This is a genomic window from Roseibium sp., from assembly GCF_965232425.1.
In the GTDB taxonomy this organism is placed as follows: Bacteria; Pseudomonadota; Alphaproteobacteria; order Rhizobiales; family Stappiaceae; genus Roseibium.
Genome location: NZ_OZ246971.1, coordinates 6,070,132 through 6,092,510 on the forward strand (window position 1 = coordinate 6,070,132; position 22,379 = coordinate 6,092,510).

The following is a 22,379-nucleotide window of genomic DNA, read 5'->3' on the forward strand; positions in this document are numbered from 1 at the left end:
TGCCTAGTAAACCTTCCAAGGGTCTTCTCGTGGGGCGGGTCCAGGACGGGTTTACCGGATGAATGACATGCGGCCACTCTTTGAGACAACGGCCGGGCTTCTTCACGGTGGAACCGCTGCGCGGGAGCTGTTGACGTTCCATGAAACAGGGGCTTAAAGCAGTTCGGGGCACCGACGGTGCAGATCCCTGCGATATTCCGGGAACGGCCCCTTGCAATTTCCCGAAATCGGAGTATACAGCGCGCTTCATCCGGGCTTTGGCCGGGGGCTGAACGGAAGGGCGTTTGCCAGGAGCTTAATAAAAGATCCGACTTCCCGTGTTCCCACTCCCGTAAGATTTCTCGTGCGCCTTTCCGGGTCTACGAGGAGGCTTTGCGCCAATCCCGCGTTGTCAACACGAAGAAAGGCTTGTTTCATGCCTCTTTATGAGCACGTATTCCTGGCGCGCCAGGACGTTTCGGCCCAGCAGGTCGAAACGCTCGTCGAACAGTACAAGGGCCTCATCGAAGGCGCTGGCGGTTCTGTCGGCAAGATCGAGAACTGGGGTCTGCGGACCCTTGCATACCGCATCAAGAAGAACCGCAAGGCTCACTACACCCTGATGAACATCACGGCACCGCACGCTGCTGTTGCCGAGATGGAGCGTCAGATGGGCCTCAGCGAAGATGTCCTTCGCTTCATGACCTTCAAGGTCGACGAACTGGATGAAGAACCGTCCGCAATGATGCAGAAGCGTGACCGCGACGACCGCCGTGGCGGTGGCCGTGGAGACCGCGGTGACAGAGGTGACCGGGGCGACCGCGGTGAACGTTCCGGTGGCGGCCGTCCGCCGCGCCGTGGTGACGAGGAGTAAGAGACAATGGTTGATATTGCACAGCTTCCGAGCCGCCGTCCCTTCTTCCGCCGCAGGAAGACCTGCCCGTTCTCCGGTTCCAACGCACCGAAGATCGACTACAAGGACATCCGTCTTCTGCAGCGCTACATTTCCGAGCGCGGCAAGATCGTTCCGAGCCGCATCACCGCGGTTTCCGCGAAAAAGCAGCGTGAGCTGGCCCGCGCCATCAAGCGTGCCCGCCTTCTCGGCCTGCTGCCGTTCGTGATCAGCTAAGGTTTCCGAAGCGAAACCCGCTCTCCCGGGTAAGCCCGGGAGATCCGTATTGGGACCGCGGACAAACGGTCTCTAACCGCCCAAGGGCGGGACAGTAGGAGAAACAAAATGCAAATCATTCTTCTTGAGCGCATCGCCAAGCTCGGCCAGATGGGTGACACCGTCCGCGTTCGTGACGGCTATGCCCGCAACTACCTGCTGCCGCAGGGCAAGGCGCTGCGTGCCAACAAGGCCAACCTGGAGCGTTTCGAGCGCGAACGCGCGCAACTCGAAGCACGCAACCTGGAACGCAAGAGCGAAGCCGAAGCCGTCGCCTCCAAGCTGGACGGCGAAGCCTTGGTCATGATCCGGTCCGCCGGTGAAACAGGCCAGCTCTACGGTTCCGTTTCCACGCGCGACATTGCCGAAGGCCTGACCGAGGCCGGCTTCTCCGTCGCCCGCAGCCAGGTCGAACTGCGCTCCCCGATCAAGACGATCGGCCTGCACAGCGTCCTGATCCGCCTGCACCCGGAAGTCGAGGTCACCGTCAGCGTGAACGTCGCCCGCTCCGAAGACGAAGCGGTGCGCCAGGCAGCCGGTGAAGATCTCACCACGCCCGAGCAGGACGTCTTCGAATTCGAAGAAGACGAAGAAGCCGAAGCCGAAGAGGGCGAAGCTGCAGACGAGACCGATGGCGAGGCTGTCGAGGAAGTTGCAGCCGAGGAAGAAGAAACAGCCTGACCGGCTGAAGAATCATTCCGGCAGATTTATGGAACGGCGCTGCTTGCAGCGCCGTTTTTTTGTTTTGCCGGCAACCCTTGTGGCACACCCTGACCGCCTCCCTAAAGCAACGCGTACGGAACCTCAGGCAAGGCTTTGAAAGCACAGCGGAATTCGTTAACCTCTCATTAACGCATTTGAAAACATAATTGATTTCAAGGACTAAGCTCTATCGCCTTGAGTCTTCAAAGAGGTTCGGAGTCAAGAAGGATTCGAGTCTTTCCCCGCTGATCTGCACAAGCCGGTGGGAATCAATGACAGCTGTTTTTGAGCCTTGAGACGGCCAGCAAGTGAAGGTATGCCGAATGAACTTGGGTCATCGGGGGTCGGTATGAAGGGCACGCTTAAGAAGGTCGAAACGGAAGAAGACGTTCAACGTCTCGCGCCGCATAACGCAGAAGCTGAACGGCAGCTGCTGGGCGCCATCCTGGTGAACAATGAAACGTTCTACCGGGTCTCCGACTTTCTGGAACCGCACCACCTTTTCGTGCCGTCCCATCAGGACATCTACGAGAAAATCGGCCATCTGATCCGTGCCGGCAAGACTGCGTCTCCAATCACGCTGAAAACCTTCTACCCGGCAGACGCGAAAATCGCAGACCTGTCCGCAACCCAGTTCCTGCTGCGCCTGGCAGGCGACGCCGCCTCGATCATCAACGCAGAAGACTACGGACGCACGATCTACGATCTCGCGATCCGCAGGAACCTGATCCGGATCGGCGAAGACATGGTCAACATCGCGTTCGATGCGCCGATCGACGTTCCTCCGGGACAACAGATCGACGACGCGGAGCGCCGTTTGTTCGAGCTTGCCGAAACGGGGCGCAGCGAAGGCGGGTTCGTTGCCTTCGGCGACGCGCTGACGGAAACGATCGAAATGGCACATGCCGCCTACAACCGTGAAGGTGCCCTGTCCGGCATTTCCACCGGGCTCCGGGAGCTGGATCGGCTCATGGGCGGTCTGCAGCATTCGGACCTGATCGTCCTTGCCGGTCGTCCTGCGATGGGCAAAACGTCGCTTGCTACCAACATCGCCTACAACATCGCGCAGGCCTACAAGTCGGAAGAACAGAAGGACGGCGCGATCAAGACCGTGAATGGCGGTGTCGTCGGGTTCTTCTCGCTTGAAATGTCGGCGGAACAGCTGGCAACCCGTATCATTTCCGAACAGGCAGAGATCTCCTCGTCCAAGATCCGCCGCGGCGACATAACGGAAGCGGAATTCGAGAAACTTGCCGCCTGTGCGCAGACCATGCAGTCGGTTCCGCTGCATGTCGACCAGACCGGCGGCATCTCCATTGCGTCTCTCGTGGCAAAGGCCCGCAGGCTCAAGCGGCAGCGCGGACTGGACCTGCTTGTCGTGGACTATATTCAGCTTCTGTCCGGATCCGCAAAGAACTCCGGTAACCGGGTGCAGGAGATCACGGAAATCACGACCGGTCTGAAAGCTCTCGCCAAGGAGCTGAACGTGCCGATCATTGCCCTCTCCCAGCTTTCCCGTCAGGTCGAATCGCGGGACGACAAACGTCCCATGATGTCGGACCTGCGCGAATCCGGTTCCATCGAGCAGGACGCCGATGTCGTCCTGTTCGTGTACCGCGAGGAATATTACCTCTCCAAGACGGAACCCGAAGTCGGATCGCCCGAATATGCCGCTTGGGAGGCCAAGCATGACGCCGCGAAAGGCAAGGCCGAAGTGATCATTGCCAAGCAGAGGCACGGACCGACGGGCACCGCCAATCTGCACTTCCAGGGCGAATTCACGCGTTTTTCCGATCTTGCGGAAGACGATCATCTGCCGCAGCGCTACGAGTAGGTCCGCGGCCGCCTGCCGGCACGCATTCCGGCAATTCGAGCGCCATTGCGCGCAATGGTAGATTTACTTCGATAAATACAACCATTTGTGTCGCAATTTCGAATTGTATGAATTGACAATTTTAAACCATCTTTAAGGCCCTTTGCTTACTTTAGGGCAATAATATTAAGTCTGTTGTGTCTCGCACCGGAAACGAGCCTCGTGATTTCACCGACACAAAAATTACTGGAGGAGACCAGGATCTTCCCGCGCAAGCGCTGCAAGTGGCCTGGAATCCTGAAATTCGAGAAGAGCCATCAACCCTGCGTCGTTGAAGATATCAGCGCAGGCGGTTGCCGTATTGCGACAAAGACCAAAGGCCTGAAAAGCAACCAGAAAATCGTCCTTGAAGTGGAAAGCAAGAAGCTGCGCTTTCACGGTGAAGTCCGGTGGATCCGGACGGATGAAGCCGGAATCGAATTCCTCTACCAGGACTGATCCGATGATCGGCGGCAGGAGCAAGAAGACGTGCGCAGAATTTGGCCTGCGCCGCACTTTTTTGAATTGGAACTCCTCCCGAAAAATGCTCTAGACTGGCGCGCGAATCCTTGAGCCGTCGCATGTGCCGGAGCAGCGCCAGACAGTGTCAGCACCCCCAGAAAACCGATTTCCGTCCGACCTCTATGGCGGCAGGCTTACGATCGACGTTGACGCAGTTTCACGGAATTGGCGCTTTCTCAACGACAGGCTGGGCGGAAACAGCGAATGCGCGGCAGCCATCAAGGCCGACGCCTACGGGACCGGCCAGAAAGCCGTCGGAAAGGCTCTTTTCGCGGCCGGATGCCGGACCTTCTTCGTCGCGGTGCCGGCCGAGGCTGTCGCGTTGCGGCAGGTTTTGCCGGATGCCGTCATCTACGCCCTGAACGGTCTCCTGCCCGGAACAAGCGGCCCCTACCTTGAGCACGACATACGGCCGGTGCTCGGGTCCCTGGCCGAACTGGAGGAATGGACCGGGCTGTGCAAGGAATCCGGCAGATCGTTCGATGCCGCCGTACACGTGGACACCGGAATTCACCGTCTCGGTCTTTCTCCGGCGGAATTTGCCCGATCGCTCGGCGATCCAAGCATGATGGGTCCGTTCGTGCCATCGCTTCTGATGAGCCACCTGGCCTGCGGGTCGACACCGGCGCATGAGATGAACAGGCGCCAGCTGGATCTCTTTCGCGACGTGACGGCTCCTCACGCCCATCTTCCAAGGTCGCTGGCAAATTCCGCGGGCGTCCTCATGGGGCGTGACTATCATTTCGATGTCGTGCGGCCCGGCATCTCGCTTTACGGCGGCCAGGCGATCGAGGATGAACACAACCCGATGACACCGGTGGCCAAGGTCGAGGCACGCATCATGATCGTGCGCGATGTGCCGGAAGGCGACACGATCGGCTACGGCGCGCTGCACACGGCCAAACGCCCCCTCAGGAACGCCGTGGTGGCCGCTGGCTATGCCGACGGCATGCTGCGCCGGGCCGGCTCGACGGATGAACGGCCCGGCGGCTTCGCCATGATCGCGGGCCACAAGGCGCCCATCCTCGGCCGGATCTCCATGGACATGATCACGCTGGATGTCACCGATATTCCCGAACACCTCGTCGAACGCGGCGCATATGTGGAAATGATGGGCCCCAATGTTGCAGCGGCGGACCTGGCGGCTTATGCGGACACGATCGACTACGAATACCTGACAAGTCTCGGGCGGCGCTTCGAACGCGTCTACGGCCCCCTCACCTGATTGGAGATTGCATGGCCCGGCGGTCCACATCCTTTGTCTGCCAGTCATGCGGCGCGGTGACCGCGAAATGGGTCGGCCGCTGCGAATCCTGCGGTGAATGGAACACAATCGTCGAGGAACAGTCGGGCGGCGGCATCGGCGGCGGTCCGGCACGTGCCGCGCGCAGCAAGGGCCGCGTCGTTCCGCTTGTCGGTCTGTCGGGGGACACGAAGGAAGCGCCCCGGATACAGACGAATGTCGCTGAACTGGACCGGGTCACAGGCGGAGGCTTTGTCCGCGGTTCCGCGCTGCTGGTCGGCGGCGACCCGGGGATCGGAAAATCAACGCTGCTGGTGCAGGCGGCGGCGCAGCTTGCCCATCTCGGCCACAAGACAGTGTATATCTCAGGCGAAGAGGCCATCGGACAGGTGCGGTTGCGTGCCGAGCGCCTCGGCCTCTCCGATGCGCCTGTTGCCCTGGCGGCCGAAACCAGCGTTGAAGACATTCTCGCAACGCTCGAGGCAGACAAGCCGCCGGCAATGCTGATCCTCGATTCCGTTCAGACCTTGTGGACCGACCAGGTGGAATCGCCGCCCGGAACCGTGACGCAGGTGCGCGCATCGGCACAGGCGATGGTGCGCTACGCCAAGAAGAACGGCACGACCCTGGTGCTCGTGGGCCACGTCACCAAGGATGGCCAGATCGCCGGCCCCAGGGTTGTCGAACACATGGTCGACGCCGTGCTCTATTTCGAAGGAGACGGGGCGCACCAATACCGCATCCTGCGGTCGGTCAAGAACCGTTTCGGGGCCACCGACGAGATCGGCGTCTTTGAAATGACGGGAAAAGGTCTCGTGGAAGTGGCCAATCCGTCGGCGCTCTTCCTTGGCGACCGGACCACTTCGGCCCCCGGTGCGGCGGTCTTCGCCGGGCTGGAAGGCTCGCGTCCGCTGCTCATCGAAATCCAGGCTCTCGTGGCGCAGTCGTCGCTCGGCACACCGCGCCGGGCCGTCATCGGGTGGGACAATGCACGGCTCTCCATGATCCTGGCTGTGCTCGAAGCTCGGTGCGGCGTCCGCTTTTCACAGCACGATGTCTACCTGAACGTGGCCGGCGGCCTTAAAATCAACGAACCCGGGGCCGATCTTGCCGTCGCCGCAGCCCTGATATCATCGCTCAGCGGACTTGCCCTTCCGGCCAATTGCGTCTATTTCGGCGAGGTCAGCTTATCGGGAGCCATCCGGCCGGTGGCCCAGGCCCAGTCCAGGCTCAAGGAAGCGGAAAAACTCGGCTTCGACCAGGCGATGTGTCCGGAAGGAAACCTGAAGGACGGAGCCGGGTCGCCATTCAAGGCTTCAGGCCTTGCGGAACTTGGGGAATTTGTCGCCAAACTGTCCGCTGAGGCTGGTGCGTCGGGGGGCAATTGACGCAAGATGCCGGGCGGATCGGGATTGAGATTGAAGCGCATTTGAGCGCCAGACAAAGGGACTTTTCAGGAACATGCCGATAACCATTCTGGACGGACTGCTCTTGGCCATCATGTTCATTTCGGCGGTTCTTGCGATGATCCGCGGTTTTGTCCGGGAAGTTCTGTCAATCGTTTCCTGGGTTGCAGCGGCAGCTGCGGCATTTCTGCTCTACGAGCGGGTCTTGCCATATGCAAAACAATACATATCTCACGATCTGGTCGCCGCGGGAGCTTCGGCAGCGGCCGTGTTCCTGGTGACGCTGGTGATCGTCAGCTACATCACGATGCGGATCTCCGACTTTGTCCTGGACAGCCGGATCGGCGCTCTCGACCGGACCCTCGGTTTCGTGTTCGGAGCCGTGCGCGGCCTGCTTCTGGTCGTCGTGGCGATGATGTTCTTCAACTGGTTCGTGCAACCGGAGCAGCAGCCGGAGTGGGTTCTGGACGCCAAGTCCCGGCCCATTCTGCTTTCTATCGGCGAGCGCCTCGTTGCGGTGCTGCCGGAAGATCCGGAAAAGGCGATCCTTGACAGGATCCGCGATGCGGACCTGACCGGCAGCGGTGCCGGAGCACCGTCTGAAGAGCCAGAATACAGCGACGCGGAACGTCAGGGGCTGGAGCAACTGACGAGCGATAACAACTGACGCCCGAATGGGTGCACATCGAACTGTAAACTGTCCTGCCTCCGCCTTGCCGCGTGCTGGACGACAATGCTGCTTTCGTGCTTATAGCGGAGCAATCAACTTCCCGGACCGGCTCATGACCGGTCAATATAAGGAGTGTTCGCCATGGCTGGCGGAACCGAAGTGCATGATCTTTTGGACGGTGACACACTTCGAGAAGAGTGTGGCGTGTTCGGAATTCTGGGACATGAGGATGCCAGCGCCCTGACGGCGCTCGGACTGCATGCGCTCCAGCATCGCGGCCAGGAAGCGGCGGGCATCGTTACCTTCGACAATGAGCAGTTCCGGGCAGAACGACACCTGGGACTGGTCGGCGATCACTTCTCGGATGCCGAAACCATCGGAAGGCTGACGGGCCGTGCCGCGATCGGGCACGTGCGTTACTCCACAACGGGCGAAACGATCCTGCGCAATGTCCAGCCGCTGTTCGCCGAGCTTGACGGCGGCGGCATCGCGGTCTGCCACAACGGCAACTTCACCAACGCGCTCACCCTGAGACAACAGCTCATCCGGGACGGCGCCATCTGCCAGTCGACGTCGGATTCCGAAGTGGTCCTTCAGCTGGTTGCCCGCTCCCGCAAGGCGAAAATCGTCGAGCGGTTCATGGAAGCGATTATGCAGATGGAAGGCGCCTATTCGCTTGTGGCGCTGACTTCCAAGAAGCTGATCGGCGCACGTGACCCTCTTGGCATTCGCCCGCTTGTGCTCGGGGACCTGAATGGCGCTCCCATCCTGGCCTCGGAGACCTGCGCTCTCGACATTATCGGTGCGAAGTTCATACGTGAAGTGGAAAACGGCGAAGTAATCGTCTGCACCTCGACCGGCATCCAGTCCTACTTCCCGTTCGGCAAGCAGACGGCGCGGCCCTGCATTTTCGAATACATCTATTTCTCGCGGCCGGATTCGATCGTCGGCGGACGCAGTGTCTACGACGTGCGCCGCGAGATGGGCAAACAGCTTGCCCGCGAGACCAGCGTCGAGGCAGACGTGATCGTTCCCGTTCCCGACAGCGGCGTCCCGGCGGCAATCGGTTTCAGCCAGGAAAGCGGTGTTCCGTTCGAGCTCGGGATCATCCGCAATCACTATGTCGGCCGGACCTTCATCGAACCGACACAGCAGATCCGGGCACTTGGCGTCAAGATGAAGCACTCCGCAAACCGGGCACAGATCGAGGGCAAGCGCGTTGTCCTCGTCGACGACAGCCTCGTGCGCGGCACGACGTCGGTGAAGATCGTCCAGATGATCCGCGAAGCAGGTGCAAGGGAAGTTCATTTCCGGCTTGCCAGCCCGCCGATCCGCTATTCGGACTATTACGGCATCGACACACCGGTTCGCGAGAAGCTGCTGGCCGCGAAATACAGCCTGGAGGAAATGCAGGCCTATATCGGAGCTGACAGCCTGGCGTTTCTTTCCGTCGACGGCATCTACAAGTCAATGGGCTATGACGGGCGTGATGATGCGAATCCGCAGTTCACGGACCACTGTTTTACCGGCGACTACCCGACGCCCCTGACAGATCTGTCGGAAGACAACGACTTTGTCAGCGCGCCGCGTCTCGTGGAAGTTCGCTAAGAGACCAGAAAATGACGAATGATCTTGAAGGCCGGGTCGCGCTGGTGACCGGCGCGTCCCGCGGCATTGGTTATCAGCTCGCAAAGCTGCTCGCAGCACGCGGAGCGCATGTCATCGCCCTCGCCCGCACCGTCGGCGGCCTGGAAGACCTCGACGACGAGATCAAGGCGACCGGTGGGCAGACGACGCTGGTGCCGGTGGATCTCACGGATTTCGATGCACTCGACCGGTTGGGTCTGGCCATCTTCGAGCGCTGGAAGAAGCTCGACATTCTGGTCGGCAACGCGGGCATGCTCGGCGTCCTGTCCCCGCTCGGGCACATCAGCCCGAAGGATTTCGAAAAGGTGATGGCGGTTAACGTGACGGCCAACTGGCGCCTGATCAGATCACTCGATCCGCTCCTGCGCCAATCAGACGCTGGACGCGCACTCTTTCTGACCGCGGTTCAATCGCAGACCCGGACCGCGTTCTGGGGGCTTCAGTCGATCAGCAAGTCTGCTGTCGAAGCGATGGCAAAGACCTGGGCAAACGAGAGCCTGCAGACAAACATGAAGATCAACCTGGCTGATCCCGGGCCGACGCGCACGGGCCTGCGTGCCAAGGCGATGCCGGGCGAAACTCCGGAAAACCTGCCAGCACCGGCCGAAGTAGCCGCAGAACTTGTCGAACTCGTCACCCCAGGCGTCTACCGCACCGGCGCCCTGTTCGACCGCGTCAGCGGCGAGTGGTCCAGCTGAACCGCACGCTTTCCTCACCTGCGCTACCTTCGCTCTGGTAGGACAGCACCGCAGCGCTTGCAACCTTGCCTAGCCTTTGAAACCATGCCGCTGGTTCAATCAACGGTACAGGAGGCCGTCACATGCAGCTCGGTGCGTTTTCAATCAGCCTCACGGTCAAGGATATTCAGAAATCGAAGGCCTTTTACGAGGGGCTCGGGTTTTCGGACATGGGAGGCTCGGGATCGGACGGCTGGGTCATCCTGAAAAACGGTGACACCGTCATCGGCCTGTTTCAGGGCATGTTCGAAAAGAACATGCTGACATTCAATCCCGGCTGGGACCAGAGCGCCGGGAAACTCGACGACTTTCAGGACATCCGGGAGCTGCAGAAAGACCTCAAGGCCAAGGGATATGTCTTTCAGGCGGAAGCGGACGAGACAACAACCGGTCCGGCCAGTTTCGTGCTGGTCGATCCGGACGGCAATCCGGTCCTGGTCGACCAGCACGTCTAGGGTACGGACCCGAGGGCTGGCTATTCCGCCGCCTCGAGCGGTGCGAAGGAGCTGTCGGCAATTTCCTTCAGATCGCCGTAGACACCCGGCGAGCCGACGACAATTCGCGCACCGTGATAGAGCGCGTGATTGACGTCCTGATCCATGACCATACCGCCGGCTTCCCTGATCAGAAGCATGCCGGCAAGGCAATCCCAGGCATTCATGTGCGATTCGACATAGCCGATCAGGCGCCCGGATGCGGTATAGGCCAGCATGAGACCGCCCGAAGCATTGCGGAAGAACACGCCTCCCTTCGAGACAAGCGCGCCGACCACATTGACGGCATCGGTAATGGCCGTGCGGCCGTTGAAGCCGACACCGACCGAACCGACTGCCAGGCTGTCGCTGCTCGACACGCTTATGGCCTTGCCGTTCAGAAACGCGCCCTGCCCAGCTCCCGCGGTGAAGGTTTCGCCGGCGACCGGATCGTGGATGACGCCGACGATCACCTGCCCCTGGTGAACACATGCAATGATGACGCACCATTGCGGAATGCCGGTGACGAAATTCGCGGTTCCGTCAATCGGATCGGTGACCCAGGTGTACCCGGATGCGCCCTCTTCCATACCGTGTTCTTCGCCGAGAATTCCGTCATCGGGATAGGCGGCCGCAAGTTCCTTCCGGATCAGCGTCTCGACGTTTCGGTCAGCTTCGGAAACCAGGTCCTGGTGTCCCTTCTGGGTAATCGTCAGCGTGTCCAGCTTTCGAAAATATTCCAGACCGAGTTTACCTGCCTTGATCGCAAGGCTTTCGGCAAAAGCAAGTCGTTCGGAAATCATCAAAAAGCTCCTTCACTATGTCTTTCAGGCAAACAGGGAAAACACCAGCACTGCAGCCACCCGCCCGACAGGGCGGCGGCTACTGTATCTTTCGTTTCTTCTTGGGGGCGTAGGGGTTGTCGCCCTTGCGATAGGCAAGGCGGACCGGCGTGCCCTTGATGTCAAAGGCCTCCCGCAAGGAATTGACCAGATAGCGGGTGTAGCTTTCGGGCAGCTGTTCGGGGCGCGAACAGAAAACCACGAAATGCGGCGGCCGTGTCTTCGGCTGCGTCATGTAGCGCAGGCGGATACGCCGACCCGATACAGCCGGAGGCGGGTGCGTGGCCGTGACCCGGTCGAGCCATCGGTTCAGCTTGGCGGTGGACACATGTGCGTTCCAGGCCTCGTAGGCCGTGAAGACGGTTTCCACCAGGCGCTCGATCCCCTGTCCCTGGATCCCGGAGAGCGTGACGATCTGAACGCCTCTTATCTGGTTGAAATAGCGCTCGTTGGCATCGCGGATCTTTTTCCAGGCAGCTTCCCGGTCCTCGATCAGGTCCCACTTGTTGATCGCAATCACCAGCGCGCGCCCCTCGCGCGCGACCAGGTCGATGATCTGCAGGTCCTGCTTTTCGAACGACATCGTGGCATCGAGCGTGACCACGACCACTTCAGCGAACTTGATCGCGCGAAGCGCGTCGGCGACCGAGAGCTTTTCCAGCTTCTCCTGAACGCGCGCCTTCCTGCGGATACCGGCGGTATCAAACAGCTTGATGTGCCGGTCGCGCCAGGTCCAGTCGACGGAAATGCTGTCCCGCGTGATGCCTGCTTCCGGTCCGGTCAACATCCGGTCTTCACCGACCATCTTGTTGATCAGGGTCGACTTGCCCGCATTGGGCCGTCCGACGATGGCGACCCTGAGCGGGCGCTCCACAGTGCCGACCGGGTCTTCGTCATCTATCAGTTCCCCGTCTTCGTTCACGTCGACATTGGTGACGGCTTCCTCGCGGCGCGCCTCTTCTTCTTCGCTCACGCGGTCGACATGCGGCTTCAGGGCATCGTAGAGATCGGCGAGACCCTCACCGTGTTCCGCCGAAATCGCAATCGGTTCGCCAAGGCCAAGGGAATAGGATTCGTAAAGCCCGCTCTCCCCCGCACGGCCTTCCGCTTTGTTGGCCAAGAGGATCACGGGTCGCGTGGTTTTCCGTGCGACATCCGCGAAATGCGCATCCAGCGGCGTTACGCCTGCGCGCGCGTCAATGAGGAACAGAACGGCGTCGGCCGTGTTTATCGCCTCTTCCGTCTGGCGGCGCATGCGCCCTTCAAGGCTGCTCCTGTCGGCTTCCTCGAGACCGGCCGTATCAATGATCGTGAAGCGGAGATCGCCAAGACGCGCGTCGCCGGGACGACGGTCCCGGGTCACGCCCGGCGTGTCGTCGACCAGCGCCAGCCGTTTGCCGACCAGACGATTGAACAAGGTGGACTTGCCGACATTCGGCCGTCCGACAATGGCGACAGTTGCGCCCACAGCAGTTTCTCCTGACATGCGGGCTTCATGCAGGTCCCAACCCCGAAGCCGCGCAAAAACGCGATTTGCCCGCCTGATCGCGGACAAATCGCTCTTTCTCTTTGAATTTCTGAACGTCACACCCCATCGCCCCAGGCCGGCGGGTCCGACGCCGGCCTAGTTAAACGCAGTGACCCCGTCGTTGCCGCTCAGGACAATGATCCGGCCACCGGCGACGATCGGTGTCACATAGACATCGGCATTCGTGCGCTGCGACGTCATGATGTTCCCCGTCGTCGCGTCCACGATCGCGATCTGGCCGTCACTGGAAAACGCGACCAGGGCACCGTTCGCCAGGATCGGGCCGGCCCAGTTGCGTCTCCGCTTCTTCTTTTCCGGTCGTGGCAGCGAGGTCGCCCAAAGCGTTTCGCCGTTCTTCAGGTCAAGCGCCACCATCCGGTCGTCAAGGTCGACCATGAACATGGCGCTACCCGACACGACGGGCGTGTGTACGCTGCCGAGATCCTGTTCCCAGCGCCGCAGACCGGTCCGTGCCTCAACCGCGACCGTTCTGCCGGCAACGCCGGTCGCATAGACCATGTTGTCGGCAACAACCGGGCTTGCGGAGACGTCGGCGAGACCGGACAGGGCCAGGGTCCTGAACCCTCGGGAGACACTGTCGATCCATTCCGCTTCGCCGGACTTGATGTCGATGGCCATGATCTCGCCCGAGGAGAACGGAACAATCACGCGATTTCCGGATATGGCCGGATTTGCGACCGACAGCAATCCGGCGGTTTCCTCAATGCCGGCATAGGTCCACGCAACCGCTCCGTCAGACTGCGACAGGGCATAGACTTCATTCGATTGCGAAACCACGAAGACATGACCGGCACCGGCGACCGGTGCACCGCGCGCAGGCGTGTCCAGATCCGCCGTCCACAGGACCTGTCCGGAGCCGGCATCAAGCGCGATCAGCTGACGATAACTTGTCGCGGCATAGACCACCCCGTCCGCGACGGTCACACCGCCACCGGGGCCCACATCGCGCTCGCCTTCGGGCCGCAGGTTCTGGGTCCAGACGCGTCCGCCACCGGTCGACAGCGCAACAACTTCGCCGTTGGGCTTGTAAATGTAGATCTTGCTGCCGTCGCTCACGGGACGCGCGGACAGTCTGAGCGCAGCGGAGGTCAGTCCCCGCCCGGATGTTCCGACGTTGGAGCGCCAGGACTGGCTGCCGGACACCGAGACCGCGACATTCCCCGGATCGTTGGTCAGCCCGCCACCGCTGGTCGTCCAGGTCTGGCCACCGGTGGCCGGACCGACCTTCGCGGTCTGGCCAAGTGCACGGGCCGCGGGATCAGCACCGTCAAAAACGGGCTGACGCTCACCTGGCAGGATCTTTTCGCGGGAAAACGGATTGATGGAATCGCCAAATTCGCTCACCGAACCGCATCCGGTCAGCGTGAGGGAAAGTGCGAAGAGACCCAGCAGGGTGTTTCTACGGGCTGCGACTGCTGCAAAGATCACTGGTTGCTTCCTTCGCCGGCCGTTGCACCGCCGTCATTTGCGCGGATCACCTCACCCAGAAGCGACGCCCTGCGGCTCACGTCAACCGGCGTTTCCGGATCGTCTTCAAGCGCGGTAATCCAGCGGCTGGCGGTTTCAAAGTCGCCGTTTTTCCAGGCGCTCAAGGCAAGCAGTTCGCGCGCGGCTGCCCGAAACGGACCGGTGTCTCCGGTCAGGCCTTCGACCCGGTCAGCGACTGCAGTGTAGTCTTCCGTATCCACGGCCACATAACCTGCCCGCAGCGCGGCGACGTTCCGCATCGCCTCCATGAGCGTGTTGTCGCGTGAAAGGGCGTCAAATGCATCGAGCGCTTCCTGAGACTGTCCGGAGTTGGCCAGATCCGTGGCTCTGCGAAACTTCGCTAGCGCAGGATAACCGCCGACGGTGTTCTCAAGTTCACTATAGATTTCAGCGGCTTCCTGGTATTGCTGCTGTTCAGACAGCGCGACGGCATCGAAGAACTTGTCCCCGGCGTTTTGCGACTGCGTTTCTTCATATCCCAGCCAGAAGCGGTATCCGGCCGTCCCGACAACAATCAGCACCGCGACGCCGATAATCCACATACCGAACTTGTTCCAAAGCCGGCGGTATTTCTCCTGGCGGATGTCCTCGTCGACTTCACGAAAAATATCAGACATGCGTGTCTATTTCCTGCATTGATCTCAGCGGCCCGTTCACGTGCTGAGCTACCACCCTGTTTCGAGTGGCGCACATTATCCATTTGATCCGTCTTGGGCAATTCCCTGCTGGGGCTTTAAGCCCCCCTTCATGGCGCAAGTGGGGCAATCCGTCCCGAATTGACAAAATCCCGAGGGATTTTTGTCGCGCAAGCCTATCCGACAGGGACACCAATCAGGAGTACATGCAGCTTCCAGACAAAAAGGCCGTACAACGCCAGTCCGATGAGAATCACCCAGACGTCGGAATAGCGGCCTGGCTCCCCCGCAGTGACAGGCCCCTGGCTCGCAAGCGGTCCGCGCCGCTTTACCGAAATGCGATCGAGCACCGCCCACAGGAAAAATCCTCCGAACAGCAAGACCGACGCCAGGTCCCCGTTCGCCAGAAGGTGGGACAGCGCCCAGAGCTTCACCGCGACCAGCATGGGGTGCTTGAGGACTTTCTTGATCTTGCAAGGCACGTAGGCCGCAACGAGGAAAATGAACACCGGGACCATGAGCAGCATGGTCACGTGGCGGAGCCACAGCGGCGGGTCGTAGAGCACGGGCGCCCCTTCGAAGCGGGCGTCTCCGTAGCCGTAGATCGTCAGGGCCAACCCGGCGAAAGACACCAGACTGAAAAGGCCCTTGTAGCCGTTTTCGCCCAGTTTCCCGACCAGGTTGCCGCGCAAGGCCGGCAACATGGGCACGGCATGAATTCCCAAGAACAAAACCAAACCGGCCAGCAGCAGAGCCATACCGTTCTCCCTCAGTTTGCCCGCCAACCGTCAAATGAAGGGCTGGTCAGTTTCCCGCGTTCGCGGACCATAAGAGGCGAACGCCCGGCCTGCAACATGGCCGGGCGTTTGATCGCAAAATTCAACTTTCGAGCATGCAGAAAGGGGCTTGTCCGGGTTCAGACGGCCGCCTCGAGACACTTGCCGCAGGTTCCGCGCAGTTCGATCGTCATGCGGGCAAGCTTGAAGTTCTGTGTCCCGGTCCACTCCTGCAGCGCCCTGATCGCTTCGTCGGGGGTGAATTCGCGGACATCACCGCACTGTTCGCAAATGGCAAAGGCCGCCGTCCCGTGGGCTGAACACCCGGTATGTGCACAGGCAACAAAGGCATTCAGACTTTCAAGCCGATGAACCATGCCGTATTCGACCAGCTTGTCGAGCGCCCTGTAGACCTGTAGCGGGGCGCGGAACCCGCTTTCACGAAGCAGATCCAGGATCGCATAGGCCGTCAGCGGTCCGCCCGCGTCGGACAGGGAACCGAACACAAGCGACTGGTTTTTCGTCAATTCGGGATGCGTATGCGCAGACACGGACGGTCTCCTGATTGCTTTGGGCCGGGACGCGATATCATCGGTCTGGACCTGTTTTTATTTTTCTCACAAGTCCCCCCGCCGGGACAAGGCTGACGACGAACAGCAACAACGCCGCGACGACGATGGACGGTCCGGACGGCGTGTCATAGGTCAGGGAGCCATAGAGCCCGCCGACAACGGAGACCGCTCCGAGCACCGCAGCAAGACAGGCCATCTGCTCCGGAGACGCGGACATCCTGCGTGCAGCGGCGGCCGGAATGATCAAGAGCGCAGTGATCAGCAATGCACCGACAATCTTGAGCGAGATCGCGATCACAACCGCCGTGAGCAGCATGAATACCAGCTCCATCCTTTCGGGTTCCAGGCCTTCTCCTCCGGCAAGGTCCGGGTTGACCGTCGCCGCGAACAGCCGTCGCCACACTACAACCAGGACGAACAGAACAAAAGCACCACCACCATATATCATGGCAATGTCGACGCGGGTCACTGCGAGGATGTCTCCGAAAAGGAGGCCGAGGAGATCGACGCGCACCCACGTCATGAACGCCAGACAAACAAGGCCAAGCGCGAGCGCGGAATGCGACAACAGCCCGAGCAACGCGTCCGACGAGAGGATCTCGCTTCGGCGCAGGGACAGAAGGATCAAGGCAAGTGCGACCGATGTGCCGCCGACGGCCAGCGTCGTGTTCAGGTCAAACAGCAGCGAGAGCGCGACGCCCAGCAACGCCGCGTGAGACAGGGTATCGCCGAAATAGGCCATGCGCCGCCAGATGACGAAACAGCCAAGAGGGCCAGCCACAAGGGCAACGCCCACGCCGGCGACGAGCGCTCGCGTGAAAAAGTCATCCAGCATGCGTGGTTCCGCCCGGCGTTTCGCGCATCTTCCCGGAAACGTCGGCCTGCCCGTGATCATGGTCATGATGTTCGCCGGGACAGTCTTCGCATACGCTTCCGTCCGCATGCCTGACCGATCCGTCGGGCAGATGGACGTGATCATGCTTGTGCTCATAGACCGCGAGCTCGGCGCTTGCTCTGGTCCCGAACAGGGCCTGATAATTGTTGTCCTTGCTTACGTCCGACGGCGTGCCCCGGCAGCACACATGCCCGTTCAGGCAGATCACCTGGTCGGCCGCTGCCATAACCACGTGAAGATCGTGCGAAATCATCAGGATGCCGCATCCGAGCGCATCCCTGATCTGTGAAATGAGGGCGTAAATAGCGATCTCACCGGCATAATCGACACCCTGGACAGGTTCGTCCAGCACAAGAAGATCCGGTTTTCGGGCAATCGCCCTGGCCAGCATGACGCGCTGCAGCTCGCCGCCCGACAGGGTGCGCATCTCGGCGTTGAGCAAATGCTTCGCACCGGTCTGTTCAAGAGCCTGGAAACACGCGTCATCGGTCAGGGCATTGGTCAGGCGCATGAAGCGTCGAACCGTCAGAGGCAATGTCCAGTCAATTGCAAGTTTCTGCGGCACATAGCCGACCTTCAGCCCCTTCTTGCGCCGGCTTGACCCTTCCGAGGGCTTCAATATGCCGAGCGTCATTTTCGCGGTCGTCGATTTGCCGGATCCGTTCGGCCCGATCAGGGTCACGATTTCACCCGGAGAAACCGACAGGTCGACACCCCTTACGAGCCAGCTTCCACCTCTGCGTACCCCTGCCCTCTCGAGGTCCGCCAACTTGTCGTTTTCAAGCACCATTTCACAAGCCTGTACCGAATATGCCGGATTTTCCAGCAGAAAACCGGAAGTCGCGTTATATTATTACATGAACTTCAGTCAAGCCAGAATCCCGTCCGCCGATCGCCAACGTTAATCAAATCGGATGCATTGACGTGTATAAGCGGACACGCTTTCGTTTCTGTACAGGGTTCGCTCGATGATTTTTCCATGCATTTTGTCCGGCGGTGTCGGCTCACGCCTTTGGCCGCTTTCGCGCAAGGACCGGCCCAAGCAGTTCCTGCCCCTGTTTGAGGGTGAGAGCCTTTTCCAGAAAACTTGCAAAAGGGTGCGCCAGCCCGGGTTTGCCGATCCGATCGTGATCGGCAGCAATACCCACCGGTTCCAGATGGGCGAACAGCTCGCGGAACTCGGAATGGCGGCAACCAGCATCCTGCTTGAACCGGTCGGCCGGAACACGGCACCACCTGCGCTCATGGCCGCGATCATCGCCGCGGAGGCCGACCCGGATGCACTTATTCTCCTGCTGCCCTCAGATCATCTGATCCGCAAGGAAGACGTCTTTCTCGGCACCGTGCGTGCGGCTGAAGGCGCTGCCCGGGACGGATCGATTGTCACATTCGGCATCACGCCCACAGAGCCGAACACAGGCTACGGATACATCAAGGTCGCGCCCGGCGAGGCTCCTGTGCGGTCTGTCGAAAAATTCGTCGAGAAACCGGACATTGATCGCGCAAAAGCTTTCCTTGAGGACGGCAGCTATGTCTGGAACGCAGGCATCTTCCTTTATTCCGCGGACACCATGATCACCGCGTTCAAGACCCATCAGCCAAAGCTGTTCCAGGCCGTCAGCGACGTCATGGAGACCCGGCGCAGCGACCTGGACTTCACACGGCTTGACGAAGCCAGCTTCGAAAAGCTCGACGATATCTCCATCGATTACGCCATCATGGAAAAGGCGCAGAACGTTTCCTGTGCACCGGTGGCTCCCGAATGGGACGACCTCGGGTCCTGGTCCGCCATCTGGACCGTGCTCGACAAGGACGAACGCGGCAACTCCGGGCTCGGCGACACGCGCTTTCTGGAAAGCAACAACTGCCTCGCCTATTCACAGCAGGGTCTTGTGTCGGTGATCGGGCTCGAAGACGTAATGGTGATCGCAACCAGCGACAGCGTGCTCGTCGCCCACAAGGACAGCGCGCAGGACGTCAAGAAGGTGGTCGATCAGCTGAAGGCCGAAGGCCGCGACGAGGTCGACCGTCATACGCGCGCCTACAAGCCGTGGGGATACACGGAGCGCATCAACGCCGGCGACCGCTTTGCCGTTCAATCGATGATGATCAAGCCCGGACAACGGGTCAGTCTGCAAAGCCATCTGCATCGTACCGAGCACTGGATCGTGGTGTCGGGAACCGTTGAAATCACGATTGACGGCCAGACCAGCCTGCTGACGGAAAACCAGTCCGCCTACGTCCCGCTCGGCGCGCGGCACACCTTGCACAATCCTGGCAAGATCCCCGTGCGGATGATCGAGGTTCAATCCGGCACCTATCTTGCCGAAGACGACATCGTCCGCCACACGGACTGAGCGACGCTTCGGACATTCGCGGGAACTGCACTTGCAATCGATGCAAAGGTTGTCCAAGACCTTGTTCCAGAAACCGCGTTTTCCGGGACCATCGACATGCATCACGTCTTTCTTTGCGACTACGTCCGAACGCCGATCGGACGCTACGGCGGCGGATTGTCCTCGGTCCGCGCCGATGACCTCGGCGCCATTCCGATCGAATCGCTCATGGAGCGGAACCGGGACATGGACTGGGCGCAGCTCGATGACGTCTTTTTCGGGTGCGCCAACCAGGCCGGCGAAGACAATCGCAACGTTGCAAGAATGTCGGCTCTCCTGGCCGGACTGCCCGACACGGTGCCCGGATTGACTTTCAACCGGCTGTGCGGATCCGGCATGGACGCCGTGATGACGGCCGCAAGGGCCATCAAGGCCGGTGAAATGGACGTCGCGATTGCAGGCGGTGTGGAAAGCATGTCACGGGCACCGCTGGTCATGCCGAAGGCCGATACCGCGTTTTCACGAAAAGCCGAGATCTACGACACGACGATCGGCTGGCGCTTCGTCAATCCGCTCCTGAAACGTCAATACGGCATCGATTCCATGCCCGAAACGGCCGAGAATGTCGCCGAAGACTTCTCCGTGTCGCGCTCGGATCAGGACGATTTCGCCTTCAACAGTCAGCGGAAGGCCGAAACTGCGCAGAAAAACGGCCGTCTGGCTGAAGAGATCGTTCCTGTCATGATCCCTCAAAGAAAGGGCGATCCGGTTCTGATCTCGCAGGACGAGCACCCCAGACACGGCACGACGCGCGAAGCGCTCGCAGCACTCAAGACGCCGTTCCGGGAAAACGGGACCGTGACCGCAGGGAACGCGTCTGGTGTCAACGATGGTGCCGCCGCTCTCTTGCTGGCTTCCGAGACTGCGGTCGGCAAGTACAACCTGTCTCCCGTTGCCCGTTTCCTAGGTGGCGCGACCGCGGGTGTACCGCCCAGGATCATGGGCATCGGCCCTGCCCCGGCAACACGCAAGCTCTGCCAGCGTCTTGGCCTGTCACCGGGTGAATTCGACGTCGTGGAACTGAACGAGGCATTCGCCGCTCAGGCCATCGCCGTGTGCCGGGATCTCGGCTTGCCCGAAGACAGCGACACGCTCAACCCGAATGGCGGCGCCATCGCGCTTGGGCATCCGCTCGGCATGTCCGGGGCGCGTATTACAGGCTCAGCCGCGTTTGAACTGAAAAACCGCGGCGGCAAGCTGGCCCTCGCGACCATGTGCATCGGTGTCGGTCAAGGCATCGCACTCGCCATGGCATCCGCTTGACCGAAGGCCAGCTGCCGTTCCGTCTCCGCTCGCGGTGTCAGCCCAGACGCGCCCTGCGCGCGCTTGGAGATGTCATCATTGAACTTGTCCAGCCGATCAGCAAGTCGCTCGAACACCAGCGAAGGCATGCGCATCGCCGTGACATACATGGTTACGAATTCGTCGCAGGCCGCGCGCCAGTTGTAGTCGCGCAACTCCCGATACGCACCGGTTGCCAGCATTTTGACCTCGCGCGCGTCTTCCACCAGAGGGCGAGCGATCTTCTCCGCGCGCCCGGGATCGGTTGCAATCCAGGCCGCGGAGAACAGTGAAACGCAAGCAAAAACAATTATATGAAAATTCTTCAACACGAACCGCATCTCAACCTCAAGCTTTAATTAACAAAATGTTAAGCTCTTGCGGTGGTATGCGATACACGCGAAACAGGCAATACGAATTGCTCAGTTTTAAGTTGTATTTTAGCTGGTAAGGTTAACTTTACGCGCGACATCGGGCGGGCGCACCAGGGCACACCCGCCGATCACGCTAACCGTCAGTTCATTCACTCGGGACGCGTGGACGCAGACCGGATTTTTTCCTTGGTCTCATCGTCGAGCCTGTAGCCCATTCCGACCAGCCAGCTGATGTTCACACCATGCGGTTTCAGCTTCTTGCGAAGCAGGCAAATGTGCACCCGTATGTTTTCCAGTTCCGGTCCGCCATCATCACGGTCCGCGTAGAGGAACGCATGCATCTGCTCTCTGTTGGCGAAGTTCCGCTTCAACAGAAATCTCAGGATGCGGGTCTGGATGCGCGTCAGATCCCAATCCGGTGGAAAGACGACCTGCTGGTCCGCGATCAATCGCTCCAACTCGGCAATCCTGGCCTCTTTTTGCTCGAGTTGTTCGCGCAGGTGTACAATTTCGTAGTCAAGCGCAAGGCTCATATCAAAGCCCCCCGCAGTTCTTCGTGGCAACGCAGTCAGTTCGCGCTGCCAGCGTTGACGTTCCGACGAGGATCATGCTTTCCGGACAGATCCTGTTTTGCCCACAGTCTTTCAATGTCTGCCGCATTAGTGGTTTCATGGAGTTTCGTTCTCTCTTTGCCGCGACATTCGGCTCATCCGCCTGGCGGAACTCGCCGGCACAGATGTCGCGATCTTCGGTTCTGTTTTCTTTGAGAAACGCTGTTTGATCCATTCTGGAGTGACGCGAGGTACGTGCGTCAAACAGCGACGACGCGCGTGCCTTACAGGACACATCATCTTCTTCGGAGATGCGTCTTGCGGAACCAGTTTCAGAGGGCTTGACCTTGTTATCTTTCAAAGCCGCCGTTGCTGCCTCAAGCGGAGATCCGCTTTCTGCAATCCCGGCCGGCGAAAGACCATCGAAGCAATCCCGGTAGACACACACATTCCGGAAAAGCGGGGATCCCGCGTGTTTCAGCACACGAAGCCGATAGTCAAATACGCTGTCTGCCACAGTACGTATCGTTGAGAGATTCACAGTCTGTTTGCCCGACATCCACCTGGTTCAACACAAGCCGGCGAACCGGCCTTGCATTTGAGCGAACCGACGGGCCCCAA

The 22,379-nt window shown here is 60.3% G+C and carries 24 protein-coding genes; 13 read left to right on the plus strand and 11 right to left on the minus strand.

What is annotated here, in order from left to right:
- Positions 1-415: 415 nt before the first annotated feature.
- From rpsF to ACO08A_RS27740, 11 genes are all read left to right on the plus strand, one after another.
- The gene (rpsF, locus tag ACO08A_RS27690; protein ID WP_421982591.1) at positions 416-853 is read left to right on the plus strand and encodes a 30S ribosomal protein S6; all 438 of its coding nucleotides are present in this window, start codon (positions 416-418) and stop codon (positions 851-853) included.
- A gap of 6 nt (positions 854-859) precedes the next feature.
- Complete coding sequence (rpsR, locus tag ACO08A_RS27695; protein WP_029066450.1) at positions 860-1,108, plus strand: 30S ribosomal protein S18; 249 nt, start codon at positions 860-862, stop codon at positions 1,106-1,108.
- A 108-nt stretch (positions 1,109-1,216) separates the two neighbouring features.
- The gene (rplI, locus tag ACO08A_RS27700; RefSeq protein WP_422039070.1) at positions 1,217-1,828 is read left to right on the plus strand and encodes a 50S ribosomal protein L9; all 612 of its coding nucleotides are present in this window, start codon (positions 1,217-1,219) and stop codon (positions 1,826-1,828) included.
- 370 nt (positions 1,829-2,198) lie between these two features.
- Positions 2,199-3,683, plus strand: coding sequence for a replicative DNA helicase (locus ACO08A_RS27705; protein WP_422039071.1), 1,485 nt, complete (start codon positions 2,199-2,201; stop codon positions 3,681-3,683).
- Positions 3,684-3,884: 201 nt separating this feature from the next.
- Positions 3,885-4,160 carry a PilZ domain-containing protein gene (locus ACO08A_RS27710; protein WP_421982588.1) on the plus strand — a complete coding sequence of 92 codons (276 nt, stop codon included), beginning with the start codon at positions 3,885-3,887 and terminating at the stop codon, positions 4,158-4,160.
- Between the two features lie 145 nt (positions 4,161-4,305).
- Positions 4,306-5,448 (plus strand): alanine racemase, encoded by a 1,143-nt coding sequence (gene alr, locus ACO08A_RS27715; protein WP_422039073.1) that lies wholly within the window; start codon positions 4,306-4,308, stop codon positions 5,446-5,448.
- 11 nt (positions 5,449-5,459) lie between these two features.
- Positions 5,460-6,854, plus strand: a complete 1,395-nt coding sequence (radA, locus tag ACO08A_RS27720) for a DNA repair protein RadA (RefSeq protein WP_422039074.1) — start codon at positions 5,460-5,462, stop codon at positions 6,852-6,854.
- A 73-nt stretch (positions 6,855-6,927) separates the two neighbouring features.
- A complete protein-coding gene (locus ACO08A_RS27725; protein WP_422039075.1) occupies positions 6,928-7,539 on the plus strand; it encodes a CvpA family protein in 612 nt (203 codons plus the stop codon).
- A 144-nt stretch (positions 7,540-7,683) separates the two neighbouring features.
- Entirely contained in the window at positions 7,684-9,150 is a 1,467-nt protein-coding gene (gene purF / locus ACO08A_RS27730; RefSeq protein ID WP_422039076.1) for an amidophosphoribosyltransferase, read from the plus strand.
- 11 nt (positions 9,151-9,161) lie between these two features.
- Positions 9,162-9,887 (plus strand): SDR family NAD(P)-dependent oxidoreductase, encoded by a 726-nt coding sequence (locus ACO08A_RS27735; RefSeq protein ID WP_422039077.1) that lies wholly within the window; start codon positions 9,162-9,164, stop codon positions 9,885-9,887.
- A 122-nt stretch (positions 9,888-10,009) separates the two neighbouring features.
- A complete protein-coding gene (locus ACO08A_RS27740; protein ID WP_422039078.1) occupies positions 10,010-10,381 on the plus strand; it encodes a VOC family protein in 372 nt (123 codons plus the stop codon).
- A gap of 20 nt (positions 10,382-10,401) precedes the next feature.
- Here the strand turns inward: ACO08A_RS27740 and ACO08A_RS27745 are convergent, their stop codons facing one another.
- The 8 genes from ACO08A_RS27745 to ACO08A_RS27780 form a co-directional block, all read right to left on the minus strand.
- Entirely contained in the window at positions 10,402-11,202 is an 801-nt protein-coding gene (locus tag ACO08A_RS27745; protein ID WP_421982581.1) for an inositol monophosphatase family protein, read from the minus strand.
- 79 nt (positions 11,203-11,281) lie between these two features.
- Positions 11,282-12,709 carry a ribosome biogenesis GTPase Der gene (der, locus tag ACO08A_RS27750; protein ID WP_422041827.1) on the minus strand — a complete coding sequence of 476 codons (1,428 nt, stop codon included), beginning with the start codon at positions 12,707-12,709 and terminating at the stop codon, positions 11,282-11,284.
- A gap of 156 nt (positions 12,710-12,865) precedes the next feature.
- On the minus strand, positions 12,866-14,218 hold the full coding sequence (locus ACO08A_RS27755) for a PQQ-binding-like beta-propeller repeat protein (RefSeq protein WP_422039079.1): 1,353 nt from the start codon (positions 14,216-14,218) through the stop codon (positions 12,866-12,868).
- Positions 14,215-14,895, minus strand: a complete 681-nt coding sequence (locus tag ACO08A_RS27760; RefSeq protein ID WP_422039080.1) for a tetratricopeptide repeat protein — start codon at positions 14,893-14,895, stop codon at positions 14,215-14,217. Before ACO08A_RS27760 ends, ACO08A_RS27755 begins: the two co-directional genes overlap by 4 nt.
- Positions 14,896-15,089: 194 nt before the next feature.
- The gene (locus ACO08A_RS27765) at positions 15,090-15,671 is read right to left on the minus strand and encodes an NnrU family protein (RefSeq protein ID WP_422039081.1); all 582 of its coding nucleotides are present in this window, start codon (positions 15,669-15,671) and stop codon (positions 15,090-15,092) included.
- Positions 15,672-15,829: 158 nt separating this feature from the next.
- Entirely contained in the window at positions 15,830-16,240 is a 411-nt protein-coding gene (locus tag ACO08A_RS27770) for a Fur family transcriptional regulator (protein WP_422039082.1), read from the minus strand.
- 37 nt (positions 16,241-16,277) lie between these two features.
- On the minus strand, positions 16,278-17,096 hold the full coding sequence (locus ACO08A_RS27775) for a metal ABC transporter permease (RefSeq protein WP_422039083.1): 819 nt from the start codon (positions 17,094-17,096) through the stop codon (positions 16,278-16,280).
- Positions 17,086-17,946: an ATP-binding cassette domain-containing protein gene (locus ACO08A_RS27780; protein ID WP_422039084.1), complete on the minus strand. Its 861-nt coding sequence runs from the start codon at positions 17,944-17,946 to the stop codon at positions 17,086-17,088. Before ACO08A_RS27780 ends, ACO08A_RS27775 begins: the two co-directional genes overlap by 11 nt.
- Positions 17,947-18,124: 178 nt before the next feature.
- Here ACO08A_RS27780 and ACO08A_RS27785 point away from each other — a divergent pair, with 178 nt between their 5' ends.
- Positions 18,125-19,513, plus strand: coding sequence for a mannose-1-phosphate guanylyltransferase/mannose-6-phosphate isomerase (locus ACO08A_RS27785; RefSeq protein WP_422039085.1), 1,389 nt, complete (start codon positions 18,125-18,127; stop codon positions 19,511-19,513).
- A gap of 96 nt (positions 19,514-19,609) precedes the next feature.
- Complete coding sequence (pcaF, locus tag ACO08A_RS27790; protein ID WP_422039087.1) at positions 19,610-20,815, plus strand: 3-oxoadipyl-CoA thiolase; 1,206 nt, start codon at positions 19,610-19,612, stop codon at positions 20,813-20,815.
- On the opposite strand, the gene ACO08A_RS27795 is transcribed toward pcaF, so the two are convergent.
- From ACO08A_RS27795 to ACO08A_RS27805, 3 genes are all read right to left on the minus strand, one after another.
- Positions 20,782-21,174: a hypothetical protein gene (locus ACO08A_RS27795; RefSeq protein WP_422039088.1), complete on the minus strand. Its 393-nt coding sequence runs from the start codon at positions 21,172-21,174 to the stop codon at positions 20,782-20,784. The two genes, pcaF and ACO08A_RS27795, sit on opposite strands and share 34 nt — an antisense overlap.
- Positions 21,175-21,356: 182 nt before the next feature.
- Entirely contained in the window at positions 21,357-21,740 is a 384-nt protein-coding gene (locus ACO08A_RS27800) for a winged helix-turn-helix domain-containing protein (protein ID WP_422039089.1), read from the minus strand.
- A gap of 1 nt (position 21,741) precedes the next feature.
- A complete protein-coding gene (locus tag ACO08A_RS27805) occupies positions 21,742-22,317 on the minus strand; it encodes a hypothetical protein (protein ID WP_422039090.1) in 576 nt (191 codons plus the stop codon).
- Positions 22,318-22,379: the final 62 nt, after the last annotated feature.

What these genes read in the sequence shown, in the direction of transcription:
- rpsF (WP_421982591.1), top strand. Translation starts at nt 416, where the DNA reads ATGCCTCTTTATGAGCACGTATTCCTGGCGCGCCAGGACGTTTCGGCC.
- rpsR (WP_029066450.1), top strand. Translation starts at nt 860, where the DNA reads ATGGTTGATATTGCACAGCTTCCGAGCCGCCGTCCCTTCTTCCGCCGC.
- rplI (WP_422039070.1), top strand. Translation starts at nt 1,217, where the DNA reads ATGCAAATCATTCTTCTTGAGCGCATCGCCAAGCTCGGCCAGATGGGT.
- ACO08A_RS27705 (WP_422039071.1), top strand. Translation starts at nt 2,199, where the DNA reads ATGAAGGGCACGCTTAAGAAGGTCGAAACGGAAGAAGACGTTCAACGT.
- radA (WP_422039074.1), top strand. Translation starts at nt 5,460, where the DNA reads ATGGCCCGGCGGTCCACATCCTTTGTCTGCCAGTCATGCGGCGCGGTG.
- ACO08A_RS27725 (WP_422039075.1), top strand. Translation starts at nt 6,928, where the DNA reads ATGCCGATAACCATTCTGGACGGACTGCTCTTGGCCATCATGTTCATT.
- purF (WP_422039076.1), top strand. Translation starts at nt 7,684, where the DNA reads ATGGCTGGCGGAACCGAAGTGCATGATCTTTTGGACGGTGACACACTT.
- ACO08A_RS27735 (WP_422039077.1), top strand. Translation starts at nt 9,162, where the DNA reads ATGACGAATGATCTTGAAGGCCGGGTCGCGCTGGTGACCGGCGCGTCC.
- ACO08A_RS27740 (WP_422039078.1), top strand. Translation starts at nt 10,010, where the DNA reads ATGCAGCTCGGTGCGTTTTCAATCAGCCTCACGGTCAAGGATATTCAG.
- ACO08A_RS27745 (WP_421982581.1), bottom strand. Translation starts at nt 11,202, where the DNA reads ATGATTTCCGAACGACTTGCTTTTGCCGAAAGCCTTGCGATCAAGGCA.
- ACO08A_RS27760 (WP_422039080.1), bottom strand. Translation starts at nt 14,895, where the DNA reads ATGTCTGATATTTTTCGTGAAGTCGACGAGGACATCCGCCAGGAGAAA.
- ACO08A_RS27765 (WP_422039081.1), bottom strand. Translation starts at nt 15,671, where the DNA reads ATGGCTCTGCTGCTGGCCGGTTTGGTTTTGTTCTTGGGAATTCATGCC.
- ACO08A_RS27775 (WP_422039083.1), bottom strand. Translation starts at nt 17,096, where the DNA reads ATGCTGGATGACTTTTTCACGCGAGCGCTCGTCGCCGGCGTGGGCGTT.
- ACO08A_RS27780 (WP_422039084.1), bottom strand. Translation starts at nt 17,946, where the DNA reads ATGGTGCTTGAAAACGACAAGTTGGCGGACCTCGAGAGGGCAGGGGTA.
- ACO08A_RS27785 (WP_422039085.1), top strand. Translation starts at nt 18,125, where the DNA reads ATGATTTTTCCATGCATTTTGTCCGGCGGTGTCGGCTCACGCCTTTGG.
- pcaF (WP_422039087.1), top strand. Translation starts at nt 19,610, where the DNA reads ATGCATCACGTCTTTCTTTGCGACTACGTCCGAACGCCGATCGGACGC.
- ACO08A_RS27795 (WP_422039088.1), bottom strand. Translation starts at nt 21,174, where the DNA reads ATGCGGTTCGTGTTGAAGAATTTTCATATAATTGTTTTTGCTTGCGTT.
- ACO08A_RS27800 (WP_422039089.1), bottom strand. Translation starts at nt 21,740, where the DNA reads ATGAGCCTTGCGCTTGACTACGAAATTGTACACCTGCGCGAACAACTC.
- ACO08A_RS27805 (WP_422039090.1), bottom strand. Translation starts at nt 22,317, where the DNA reads ATGTCGGGCAAACAGACTGTGAATCTCTCAACGATACGTACTGTGGCA.